The organism is Streptomyces sp. NPDC045967, from assembly GCF_056430495.1.
This window is the reverse complement of the sequence record NZ_JBWKLE010000001.1, coordinates 50758-62664: the sequence shown is the minus strand read 5'-3', so window position 1 is coordinate 62664 and position 11907 is coordinate 50758. Positions and strand designations below refer to the sequence as shown.

Genomic DNA, 11907 nt, shown 5'->3' with positions numbered 1-11907 from the left:
CGGTCCTCAGTCGTGCTGCGCGGGACGGGGCGGGCCGGCGAGCACGGGCGGCGCCAGCTCCTCCGGGGACGGCGGCACGTACGGCCGGATCTCGGGGGAATCGATGGAGCCGTCGGGGCGGATCCTGGGGAGTTTCGTCTCGGGCTTCAGCAGCAGGGCCTTCTTCACGTCCTGCTTGCCGGCCATGTCGAGACCGTAGATGGCGTTGTAGATGTTGCGGACCGCGGGGCCCGAGGCCCCCGAGCCGGTGCCGCCCTGGGAGATGGTCATGACGATCGTGAAGTCGTCGGTGTAGGTCGCGAGCCAGGAGGTGGTCTGCTTGCCGTAGACCTGGGCGGTGCCGGTCTTGGCCCGCATCGGGATCTTGTCCAGCGGCCAGCCGCCGAACCGCCAGGCGGCGGTGCCGCCGGGTTCGACGACCATCCGCAGGCCCTTGTCGAGGTTGCGGACGGTCTGGGCGTCGATCGGCAGCCTGCCGTGGGGCCGGGGCTTGATCATCTCGACGCGCTTGCCGTCGGGGCTGATCACGGCCTTGCCGACGGTGGGGTCGAAGAGGGTGCCGCCGTTGCTGATGGCCGCGTAGGCCGTGGCCATCTGGATGGGGGTGACGAGCACGTCACCCTGCCCGATGGCGAAGTTGATGCTGTCGAACGCCTTCAGCTGGTTGCCTTCGAGGCAGCTCTCGTAGGCGATCTGCTCGACGTAGGTCCCGCCCTTCTTGCCCTGCTTGCACCAGGAGTCCTTGTTGGCCGCCCAGAAGCTCTTCTTCCACCGGCGGTCGGGGATGCGCCCGGTGACCTCGTTCGGCAGGTCGATGCCGGTCTCGGAGCCGAGCCCGAACTCGCGGGCGGTGCGGTAGAACCAGTCGTGGGCGTCCTTCTTCGGCTTGATGCCGCCGTCGCGCTGCCACTCCTTGTGCCCGAGGGCGTAGAAGACGGTGTTGCACGAGAACTTGAGGGCCTCGCCGAGGGTGATGGGGCCGTGCCCCTTGGACTCGAAGTTCGCGAAGCTCCGGTTGCCCATGCTGTAGGAGGCGCTGCAGTTGTACTTGTCGTCGAAGGCGTAGCCGGCGCGGACGGCCGCGCTGGCCGAGACCACCTTGAAGATGGAGCCGGCCGGGGCCTGCCCCTGGATCGCCCGGTTCAGCAGCGGGTAGTTGGAGCCCTTGCTGGTGAGCCGTGCGTAGTCCTTGGCGGAGATGCCGCCGACCCAGGCGTTGGGGTCGTAGTCCGGCTGGGAGGCCATCGCGACGACGCGGCCGGTCTTGGTCTCCATGACGACGACGGCGCCCGAGTCCGCCTCGTACTTGCGGCCGGTGATCTTGTCGGTCTCCTGGCGGACGGTCTTCATCGCCTGCTGGAGCTCGTACTCGGCGACGGACTGGACCCGGGCGTCGATGCTGGTGATCAGGGTCGAGCCGGGCACTCCGGGGTCGGACTCGGTCTGGTGCATGACCCGGCCGAGGTTGTCGACCTCGTAGGAGGTGACCATCGCCTTGCCGCGCAGCTGCTTGTCGTAGGTGCGCTCGATCCCGGAGCGGCCGACCTGGTCCGACCGCAGGTGCGGCGAGTCGGAGTCCTTCGCCTTCTGGATCTCCTCGTCGGTGACCGGCGAGAGGTAGCCGAGCACCTGGGCCGTACGGGCCCCGCCGGGGGCCGGGTAGCGGCGGACGGCGGTGGGCTCCGCGGTGATGCCGGGGAAGTCCTCGGGGCGCTCCCGCAGTTGCAGCGCCTGCTGCGTGCTGGCTTCCATGGTGATGGGGATCGGCTGGTAGGGGGAGCCGTTCCAGCAGGGCTTGGGGGTCTGGGAGTCGCAGAGCCGGACCTTGTCCATGACGTCCTTGGGGCTCATGCCGAGGACGTCCGCGAGGCGCGTCATGACGCCTTTGCCCTTGTCCTTCATCTTCATCAGCGCGGTGCGGCTCGCCGAGACGACCAGGCGGGTCTCGTTGTCGGCGAGCGGGACGCCGCGGGCGTCGAGGACCGGGCCGCGCACGGCCGGCCGGACGACCCGCTGCACGTGGTTGCTCTTCGCCTCGTGGTAGTACTCCTCCCCGTTGCGGACCTGGAGGTACCAGAGGCGACCGCCGAGGGTGACCAGCATCGAGAGGATGAGCACCTGCATGATGACGAGCCGGATCTGCACACGGGAGGTGCGGCCGGTCTCCGGAACATTGGTCACGTCGGCTCCTCCCTCACAGCTTCTTCACGCTCTTGACGGCCTTGACCCCCTTTATGCGGACGGCCTTGTTGGCGCGGCCCCGTGCGGTCCTCAGACGCAGGCCGCCGCGCTGGCTGCCGATGCGCAGGCCGGTGCCGCCCGCGAGCCAGCCGGAGGACACGTCCTTGCCCTGCGGCGGTCCGCCGCCGGCCTCGACGGCCATCGGGTCGCTCTCCGCGCGCCGGGCCAGCGCCATGATGAACGGCACGGTGAAGGGCGCGAGCAGCAGGTCGTAGAGGGTGGCGGTGAACAGCAGCCCGGTCAGGCCGACGTGGCGGGCGGCCGTGTCGCCGACGAGGGCGCCCACCCCGGCGTACAGCAGGGTGGAGCCGATCGCCGCCGCGACGACGGTGAGCAGGGGGCCCCAGGCGGAGCGGAACCGTCCGTTGTCGGGGCGCACCAGCCCGGCCAGGTAGCCGATGAGGCACAGGACGAGGGCGTACCGTCCGGCGGCGTGGTCCGCGGGGGGTGCCAGGTCGGCGAGGAGGCCGGCGGCGAACCCGATGAGCGCGCCGCTGACGTGCCCGTAGACGAGTGCGAGGGCGACGACGGTGAGCAGCAGCAGGTCGGGCACCGCGCCGGGCAGCTGGAGCCGGCCGAGGACGGTGACCTGGACGACGAGGGCGACCACGACGAGCGTGGCCGAGAGCAGGATCCGGTTGAAGCGCATGGTCGGTCTGCTCCTACTCGTCGGCCGGCTTGGCGGGCACGCTGGCGGACCCGGACGGGGTGACCGTGACGGTGACCGTCGGGGTGGGCTTGGGAGCCTCGGGCTTGGGCGGCAGGACGGCGTCGCGCGGGTCCTCGCGCGGCGGCATCACCACGACGCCGACGATGTCCAGGCGGGAGAAGCCGACGAACGGCCGCACCCAGACGGTGCGGGTCAGGTCGCCGCGGGCGGCGTCGACCTTGACGACCTCGCCGATCGGCACGCCGGGCACGAACGGCTTGTTGCCGTGCGAGCCGAAGGTGACGAGGCGGTCCCCGGGGGCGATGCGGGCCTTGCCGTTGAGCATCTGCACGGACAGCGCCCGGTCGCCCTGCCCGGTGGCGAAGCCGAGTTCACCCGTCTTCTCCAGGCGGGTCCCGACGGTGAAGTCGGGGTCGTTGGCGAGGACGACGGTGGCGGTGTCGGGGCCGACGGTGGTGACCCGGCCGACGAGTCCGTCGCCGTTGAGCACGGTCATGTCGCGCTCGATGCCGTCCTTGCTGCCGGCGTCGATGGTGACGGTCCAGGAGAAGCCCTGGGCCGCTCCTATGGCGATGACCTCGGCGCCCTTGATGCCGTACTGGCCGGCGCCGGCCCGCTTGAGCATCTCGTCCAGCTCGTGGATGCGGCTGCGGGTCTGCTCGTCGCTGCCGAGCTTCGCCTTCAGGGCCGCGTTCTCGCGTTCCAGTACGGCGATCCGGCTGTGGCGCTCGCCGGAGTCGCGTACCGCCCCTATGGCGTGGGCGACCGGGTCGACGGCGGTGGCCACGCCCTCCTCGACCGGGCCGAAGACCGCCGCGGCGGCCTGCCGGGCACCGTCGACCGGCGAGTCCTCGCCTGCCCTGATGTCCACCGTGATCAACGCGAACGCGATGGCGATCAGAAGCACCAGGAGCAGCCGGCTTTCTCGTGTGTCCCTCACGTGCGGCGGCCGTGCCTTCCTCGTCGGAATGTTGTTTTGCCTGTATATCAACGATCCGCCGCACGGGCCCGGTAGCACCCGTACGGCGGATCCTTGTGTGTTGCGCGTGCTTCGACCCGCCCGGAGGGGCGCGGTGTCAGCGGCGGGGCTGGGCGTCCAGGACCTGCTGGAGCGCCTCGAACTCCTCGACGCACTTGCCGGAGCCGAGCGCGACGGAGTCGAGCGGGTCCTCGGCGATGTGGATGGGCATGCCCGTCTCGCGACGCAGCCGCTCGTCGAGGCCGCGCAGCAGGGCGCCGCCGCCGGTGAGGACGATGCCCCGGTCCATGATGTCGCCGGAGAGCTCCGGCGGGCACTTGTCCAGGGTGGTCTTGACGGCGTCCACGATGGCGTTGACGGGTTCCTCGATGGCCTTGCGGACCTCGGCGGCCGAGATGACGACCGTCTTGGGCAGACCGGAGACCAGGTCGCGGCCGCGGATCTCGGTGTGCTCGTCCTTGTCGAGGTCGTAGGCCGACCCGATCGTGATCTTGATCTGCTCGGCGGTGCGCTCACCGAGGAGGAGGGAGTACTCCTTCTTGATGTGCTGGATGATCGCGTTGTCGAGCTCGTCGCCGGCCACCCGGATGGACTGTGCCGTGACGATTCCGCCGAGGGAGATGACGGCGACCTCGGTGGTGCCGCCGCCGATGTCCACGACCATGTTGCCGGTGGCCTCGTGGACGGGCAGGCCCGAGCCGATGGCGGCGGCCATGGGCTCCTCGATGATGTGCACCTGGCGGGCGCCGGCCTGCGTGGACGCCTCGATGACGGCGCGCCGCTCCACTCCGGTGATACCGGAGGGCACGCACACCACGACGCGCGGGCGGGCCAGGTAGCGGCGCTTGTGGATCTTGAGAATGAAGTACCGGAGCATACGCTCGGTGATCTCGAAGTCGGCGATGACGCCGTCCTTGAGGGGCCGTACGGCGACGATGTTGCCGGGCGTGCGCCCGATCATCTTCTTCGCCTCGGAGCCGACCGCCAGGATGCCGCCGGTGTTCGTGTTGATGGCGACCACGGACGGCTCGTTCAGGACGATCCCCCGGCCCCTCACGTACACCAGCGTGTTGGCGGTCCCGAGGTCGATCGCCATGTCACGGCCGATGAACGACATGTTGTTCCCCTTGTTCCCCATGAGGAGCGTCTGGCCTTCCAGTTGATAGCGGCTGCTGTCAGGTCGGCGAGGTGGTGGGTGGGTGGAGGCCCCATCGTAGTGCCGCGGGTCCGCGGACCGCGCGACGGGACTGCCGGTAATCCCGCCGGAATGGATACCCGCCCCCATCAGTGGTGACGACGTGTTCTGCCCAGGCGTTCCCGCTCCTGCGGGGAAATACCGAAGGGCGACCGAAATTACTTCGGTCGCCCCAGGCCATGAGCGCTATTCGGCTGATGTCACGTCAGGATCAGAGCGCCGGGAAGAAGAGCTTCAGCTCGCGCTGCGCGGATTCCTCCGAGTCCGAGGCGTGGATCAGGTTCTCCCGGACGATGGTGCCGAAATCCCCCCGGATGGAGCCCGGCGCCGCGGCGATCGGGTCGGTGGGACCGGCCAGCTGGCGGACGCCCTCGATCACCCGTTCCCCTTCGACGACCAGCGCCACGACCGGGCCGCCGGACATGAAGCCCACCAGCGGCTCGTAGAACGGCCGGCCCACGTGCTCGGCGTAGTGCTGCTCCAGGATGCTCCGGTCGAGCGTACGCATCTCCAGCGCCGGGATGCTCCAGCCGGCCTTGCGCTCGAAGCGGCCGATGATCTCGCCCACCAGACCCCGACGGACGGCGTCGGGCTTGAGCAGGACGAGGGTGCGCTGGGTCATGTCGTGGCTCCTTGCGGCATACGAGTGCGGTGGGACGAATCTACAGGGCCGTTCGGGGCGGCCGTCACGCAGCGTCAGGCGCCCCGGGGGCGGCCGGCGCCTCCGCCGCGGCGGCCCAGCGGGCCTTGATCGCGTCGATCCTGCGGCCGTAGTGCACCGAGCACCACCACAGCCCCGCGAACACCGCGCCCAGGAAGAACATCGTCGGGACGACGAACCCGCTCAGGACCAGACCGATCTGCAGGGCCCAGCCCAGCTGCACCGCGCCCGGACGCGAGAGCATCCCGCACAGCAGCACCGAGAGCAGCATGGTGACCCCGCAGACCGTCCACACCGCGGTCTGGGTCAGGTCGGGGTTCTTCATGGCCACCAGGCCCGCGAACCCGATCACGAAGAACTCGCCGATCAGCGTGCTCGCACACAGCGTGCGCATCCTCAGCCCCTCTTCAGCAGCAGGCGGGCCTCGCCCACCGTGATCACGGAACCGGTCACCAGGACGCCGGCCCCTCCGTACTCGGCCTCTTCCTCCGCCAGGGTGATCGCCGCCTCCAGGGCGTCGTCCAGCCGCGGCTCCACCTGCACCCGGTCCTGGCCGAACACCTCGACCGCGACCGCGGCCAGTTCGTCAGCGCCGATCGACCGGTGGCTGGAGTTCTCCGTCACCACCACCTCCGCGAAGATCGGCTCGAAGGCCTCGAGCACCCCGCGGACGTCCTTGCCCTCGCTCGCGGCCACCACACCGATCAGCCGGCTGAAGCCGAAGGACTCGGTGACCGCCTCCGCGGTGACCGCCGCCCCGGCCGGGTTGTGCGCCGCGTCCAGCACCACCGTCGGACTGCGCCGTACGACCTCCATGCGGCCCGGCGAGGTCACCGAGGCGAACGCCTTGCGCACGGTGTCCGCATCCAGCTCCCGCGCCTGCTCCGGGCCACCGGTCCCGACTCCGAAGAAGGCCTCGACCGCGGCCAGCGCCACCGCCGCGTTGCGCGCCATGTGCGCCCCGTACAGCGGCAGGAAGATGCCGTCGTACTCCCCGCCGACCCCGCGCAGCGTCAGCTGCTGGCCGCCGACGGCGACCTCGCGCGCAACCACGCCGAACTCCATGCCCTCGCGGGCCACCGTGGCGTCGACCTCGACGGCCCTCTTCAGCAGCGTCTGCGCCGCGTCCACGGGCTGCTGCGCCAGGATCACGGTGGCGCCCTGCTTGATGACGCCCCCCTTCTCCCGGGCGATCTCGCCGGGCGTGGTGCCGAGCCGGTCGGTGTGGTCCAGGCTGATCGGGGTGACCACGGCGACCGCGCCGTCGATGACGTTGGTCGCGTCCCAGGTGCCACCCATGCCGACCTCGACCACGGCCGCGTCCACCGGGGCATCCGCGAAGGCCGCGTAGGCCATCCCGGTCAGGACCTCGAAGAACGACAGCCGGTACTCCTCGGCGGCGTCGACCATCTCCACGTACGGCTTGATGTCGTGGTAGGTCTCGACGAACCGCTCGGCGGTGATCGGCGCCCCGTCCAGGCTGATCCGCTCGGTGACCGACTGCACGTGCGGGCTGGTGTACCGGCCGGTGCGCAGCTCGAAGGCGTTCAGCAGGGCCTCGATCATGCGGGCCGTGCTGGTCTTGCCGTTGGTGCCGGTGACGTGGATGGACGGGTACGCGCGCTGCGGCTCGCCGAGGAGGTCCATCAGCGCGGCGATCCGCGAGACCGACGGCTCCAGCTTGGTCTCGCCCCAGCGGGTGGCCAGCTCCTGCTCCACCTCCAGCAGCGCCTTGGCGACCTCCGGGTCGGCGGGCCGGGCGGGCACCGGATCGCCCTGGGGCGGTCCGGCCTGGGCGCGCAGGGTGCGGCTGCCGGCCTCGATCACCGCCAGGTCGGGGTCGCGGTCGGACTCTTCCGCCACGATCTGGTCGAACTCGTCGGGCGCGCCGGACTCGTCGAAGCCGAAGTCGCGGTCGTGGCTCTCGGGCTGCTGCTCACTCACGGGGCCAGTCTACGGACGAGGAGCGGCAGGACCTTCGGCCCGGGCGTTGCGGGACGTTCGACCGCCCCGGCGACCAGATCGTTAGCGAGCCCTGCGGGCAGGAGAGGCGGAACGATTGCCGCAGGCCGGCAGCCGAAACACGCCGGTCGACGCACGGGGCCGCGGCATCGTGCCCGATGAGCCGTCCGTGGTCGCGGTGCAAGCGGGGACCACGACCGCGCCGGCCATCGGGACGGAGGAGGCACCGCCTAACCACGCGGAAGGGTGGCGACGACCTCGTACGCGTCGCCCGTCCGCCGCGCCGTCAGCTCACCGCCCAGGCTGCGTACGCGCTCCCCCATGCTGGCCGTGCCCGAACCCGCCGAGACGGGCTCCCGGCCCGGCGTCCGCGCGGGCAGGGCGTTGCTGACGGCGATCCGCAGCCTCGGCCCGTCCACCGCGATCGACACCTCGACGGTCTCACCGCCGGCGTGCTTGGCCGCGTTCGTCAGGCACTCCTGCACCACCCGGTAGACGGCCGCCTGCCGCAGCGGCGACAGCGCGTGCGCCTGCGGGTCCATGACCAGCCGTACGGGCGAACCGGCCCGCCCGCTCTCCTCGGCCAGCGCGGCCAGCCCGTCCACCCCCGGGGTCGGGGCCCGCTCCCCGCGCTGCACGATGATCTCGTTGAGCACGAGATGCGCGCGGCGCGCGGTGTCGGCCAGTTCCTCGAAGTCCTTCGCGTACGCCGTCTCGCGGGCCCGGACCGACAGCACCTCGGAGCGCACCGTCAGCAGCGTCAGCTCCCGCCCGACGAAGTCGTGGACGTCCCGCGCGACCGAGGTGCGCTCCTCCTGGACGGCCTGGAGCAGGGCGGACTCGGCCCGCCGTGCGGTCAGTTCCGACACCAGGTCGTGCCGGTAGGCGGCGATGCCGGCGGCCGAGGCGAGCACCCCGACCGGCACGACCACGGCGAGCAGACCGCTGAACGTCTCCGCCCAGGACGCGGGCCAGTCCGGTACGCCGTGGAACAGGGCCACCGCGAAGGCCACGTAGCCGGCGGTGGCGAGGATCCCGGCCCGGCGCCCCCGGTAGCGGCCGACGGAGTAGAGGGCGAACTGGATCAGGGTCAGCTCGTGCAGCCAGCCGACGAAGAGCAGGGCCGCCAGGTACGAGAGCCAGGGCAGCCGGCGCCGCACCAGCAGGCTCGCGCAGCCCGCGGCGAGCACGCCGGCGGCCAGCGGCCCGTTGAGGGAGTTGTCGGCCGACGCGAGGCCGGGGAGGTCCAGCGCCATCAGACCGAGGCAGCCGAGCGCCGTGGCGACGTCCAGCCCCCGGGCGGAACCGGCCCAGCCCTCGGTGACCCGGCGGCCGGCGGCCACGGCCCGGTGGAGAGCCGGGGCGAGGGGCTTGGCGTGCATGCCCTCCATCATCCGTGGTCGCCTCCGCGGACCGGGATCCGGGGCGAGGGGTCGACGGGACACCGCGCGGCACCAGGCACTTCGCAAGAGGAAGGCCCCCGCGCCGGACTGCGGCGCGGGGGCCTCCCCGTACGTCTGGCGGGCGTGCTCCCCCGGCTTGCTCCCGCCTACTGGGCGGGAAGGGCGTCCAGCTGGGCCCGGATCCGAGTGATGTCCGCCTCGGCCTTCGCGAGCCGCCCCTTGATCTTGTCCACGACGTTGTCGGGGGCCTTGGCCAGGAAGGCCTCGTTCCCCAGCTTGCCCTCGGCCTGCTGCTTCTCCTTCTCGGCGGCGGCCAGGTCCTTGCTCAGCCGCTTGCGCTCGGCGGCCACGTCGATGGTGCCCGACAGGTCGAGCGCGACGGTGGCGCCGGCGACCGGGAGCGTCGCGGTGGCGCTGAAGGAGTCGCCCTCCGGCTGGAGGCGCAGCAGCTGGCGGATGGCCGCTTCGTGCGCGGCGAGCGCGGTACCGGTGAGGTCCAGTCGGGCCGGGACCTTCTGACCGGGCTGCAGGCCCTGGTCGGCCCGGAACCGGCGGACCTCGGTGACGACGGCCTGCAGGTTCTCGATCTCGGCCTCCGCGGCCTCGTCGCGGAAGCCGCTGTCCTCGGGCCAGTCGGCGACGACCAGGGACTCCCCGCCGGTGAGCGTGGTCCACAGCGTCTCCGTGACGAACGGGACCACCGGGTGCAGCAGGCGCAGGGTGGTGTCCAGGACCTCACCGAGCACCCGGCCGGAGACCTCGGCACCCTCGCCGCCCGCGAAGAAGGTCGTCTTCGACAACTCGACGTACCAGTCGAAGACCTCGTCCCACGCGAAGTGGTAGAGCGCCTCGCTGAGCTTGGAGAACTGGAAGTCCTCGTAGTAGGCGTCCACCTGTGTGACCGTCTTGTTCAGACGGGACAGGATCCAGCGGTCGGTCGCCGACATCCGCTCGACCGGCGGCAGTTCGCCCTCGATCGTCGCGCCGTTCATCAGCGCGAAGCGCGTGGCGTTCCAGATCTTGTTGGCGAAGTTGCGCGATGCCTGGACCCAGTCCTCGCCGATCGGGACGTCGGTGCCGGGGTTGGCGCCCTTGGCCAGGGTGAAGCGGACGGCGTCGGAGCCGTACTTGTCCATCCAGTCCAGCGGGTCGACGACGTTGCCGAAGGACTTCGACATCTTCTTGCCGCGCTCGTCGCGGACCAGGCCGGTCAGCGCGATCGTCTTGAACGGGACCTCGCCGTCCATGGCGTACAGGCCGAACATCATCATCCGGGCGACCCAGAAGAAGATGATGTCGTGGCCGGTGACCAGGACGTCGGTGGAGTAGAACTTCGCCAGGTCCGGGGTCTTCTCCGGCCAGCCGAGCGTGGAGAACGGCCACAGGCCGGAGGAGAACCAGGTGTCGAGGACGTCGGTGTCCTGCGTCCAGCCCTCGCCCGCCGGTGCCTCGTCGTCCGGTCCGAGGCAGACGACCTCGCCGTCCGGGCCGTACCAGACCGGGATGCGGTGGCCCCACCACAGCTGGCGCGAGATGCACCAGTCGTTGAGGTTGTCGACCCAGTCGAAGTAGCGCTTCTCCATCTCCTGCGGGTGGATCGCGACGCGGCCGTCGCGGACCGCGTCACCGGCGGCCTTGGCGAGGGTCTCGACCTTCACCCACCACTGGAGGGACAGGCGCGGCTCGACGGTGGTGCGGCAGCGCGAGCAGTGTCCGACGGAGTGCAGGTACGGGCGCTTCTCGGCGACGATGCGACCCTGCGAGCGCAGGGCGCCGACGACGGCGTCGCGGGCCTCGTACCGGTCGAGGCCCTCGAACGGCCCGTGGACGGTGATCACACCGCGCTCGTCCATGATCGTCATGTTGGGCAGGCCGTGGCGCTGCCCGATCGCGAAGTCGTTCGGGTCGTGCGCCGGGGTCACCTTGACGGCGCCGGTGCCGAACTCCGGGTCGACGTGGGTGTCGGCGACGACCGGGATCGTGCGGTCGGTCAGCGGCAGCTTGATCTGCCGGCCGACCAGGTGCCGGTAGCGCTCGTCGTCCGGGTGGACGGCGACGGCGGTGTCGCCGAGCATCGTCTCGGCGCGCGTGGTGGCGACGACGAGGCTGTCCTCGCCCTCCCCGTAGCGGATGGAGACGAGCTCGCCCGCGTCCTCCTGGTACTCCACCTCGATGTCGGAGATGGCCGTCAGACAGCGGGGGCACCAGTTGATGATGCGCTCGGCGCGGTAGATCAGCCCGTCGTCGAAGAGCTTCTTGAAGATCGTCTGGACGGCCTTGGACAGGCCCTCGTCCATGGTGAACCGCTCACGGCTCCAGTCGACGCCGTCGCCGAGACGGCGCATCTGGCCGAGGATCTTGCCGCCGTACTCCTCCTTCCACTGCCAGACCCGCTCGACGAACTCCTCGCGGCCCAGGTCGTGGCGGGACTTGCCCTCCTCGGCGAGCTGCTGCTCGACCTTGTTCTGGGTGGCGATGCCGGCGTGGTCCATGCCGGGCAGCCACAGCGACTCGTAGCCCTGCATCCGCTTGCGGCGGGTCAGGGCGTCCATGAGCGTGTGCTGGAAGGCGTGACCCAGGTGCAGGGAGCCGGTGACGTTCGGCGGGGGGATGACGATGGTGTACGGGGGCTTCTCACTCGCGGGATCCGCCGTGAAGTACCCACGCTCCACCCAGCGCTCGTAGAGCTTCCCCTCTACCTCGGCCGGCGCGTACTGGGTCGGCAGTTCGGAGTCGGGGGCGCTGGGTGTCTGCGTGTTCTCGGTCACGAGCCACAGTTTAGGGCCGTAACAGTCC

The 11907-nt window shown here is 70.9% G+C and carries 9 protein-coding genes; all 9 read right to left on the bottom strand.

Annotated elements, in window-relative coordinates; translation table 11 throughout:
* Positions 1 to 6 precede the first annotated feature (6 nt).
* Complete coding sequence (gene mrdA / locus AC07FY_RS00305) at positions 7 to 2181, bottom strand: penicillin-binding protein 2 (protein WP_478998617.1); 2175 nt, start codon at positions 2179 to 2181, stop codon at positions 7 to 9.
* A 13-nt stretch (positions 2182 to 2194) separates the two neighbouring features.
* Positions 2195 to 2890, bottom strand: coding sequence for a rod shape-determining protein MreD (gene mreD, locus AC07FY_RS00300; RefSeq protein ID WP_478998615.1), 696 nt, complete (start codon positions 2888 to 2890; stop codon positions 2195 to 2197).
* A gap of 13 nt (positions 2891 to 2903) precedes the next feature.
* On the bottom strand, positions 2904 to 3851 hold the full coding sequence (mreC, locus tag AC07FY_RS00295) for a rod shape-determining protein MreC (protein WP_478998614.1): 948 nt from the start codon (positions 3849 to 3851) through the stop codon (positions 2904 to 2906).
* A 136-nt stretch (positions 3852 to 3987) separates the two neighbouring features.
* Positions 3988 to 5007 (bottom strand): rod shape-determining protein, encoded by a 1020-nt coding sequence (locus AC07FY_RS00290; RefSeq protein ID WP_008738981.1) that lies wholly within the window; start codon positions 5005 to 5007, stop codon positions 3988 to 3990.
* Positions 5008 to 5296: 289 nt separating this feature from the next.
* Entirely contained in the window at positions 5297 to 5707 is a 411-nt protein-coding gene (gene ndk / locus AC07FY_RS00285) for a nucleoside-diphosphate kinase (protein WP_478998612.1), read from the bottom strand.
* Positions 5708 to 5771: 64 nt separating this feature from the next.
* Positions 5772 to 6140 carry a DUF4233 domain-containing protein gene (locus tag AC07FY_RS00280; protein ID WP_478998610.1) on the bottom strand — a complete coding sequence of 123 codons (369 nt, stop codon included), beginning with the start codon at positions 6138 to 6140 and terminating at the stop codon, positions 5772 to 5774.
* A gap of 2 nt (positions 6141 to 6142) precedes the next feature.
* On the bottom strand, positions 6143 to 7690 hold the full coding sequence (folC, locus tag AC07FY_RS00275; RefSeq protein WP_478998608.1) for a bifunctional tetrahydrofolate synthase/dihydrofolate synthase: 1548 nt from the start codon (positions 7688 to 7690) through the stop codon (positions 6143 to 6145).
* A 248-nt stretch (positions 7691 to 7938) separates the two neighbouring features.
* A complete protein-coding gene (locus tag AC07FY_RS00270; protein ID WP_478998606.1) occupies positions 7939 to 9090 on the bottom strand; it encodes a sensor histidine kinase in 1152 nt (383 codons plus the stop codon).
* Between the two features lie 167 nt (positions 9091 to 9257).
* On the bottom strand, positions 9258 to 11879 hold the full coding sequence (locus tag AC07FY_RS00265) for a valine--tRNA ligase (RefSeq protein ID WP_478998604.1): 2622 nt from the start codon (positions 11877 to 11879) through the stop codon (positions 9258 to 9260).
* Positions 11880 to 11907 lie beyond the last annotated feature (28 nt).

Bases quoted from the DNA above. Each gene is read 5' to 3' on its own strand.
- mreD (WP_478998615.1), bottom strand. From the start codon at position 2,890: ATGCGCTTCAACCGGATCCTGCTCTCGGCCACGCTCGTCGTGGTCGCC.
- AC07FY_RS00290 (WP_008738981.1), bottom strand. From the start codon at position 5,007: ATGTCGTTCATCGGCCGTGACATGGCGATCGACCTCGGGACCGCCAAC.
- ndk (WP_478998612.1), bottom strand. From the start codon at position 5,707: ATGACCCAGCGCACCCTCGTCCTGCTCAAGCCCGACGCCGTCCGTCGG.
- AC07FY_RS00280 (WP_478998610.1), bottom strand. From the start codon at position 6,140: ATGCGCACGCTGTGTGCGAGCACGCTGATCGGCGAGTTCTTCGTGATC.
- AC07FY_RS00270 (WP_478998606.1), bottom strand. From the start codon at position 9,090: ATGCACGCCAAGCCCCTCGCCCCGGCTCTCCACCGGGCCGTGGCCGCC.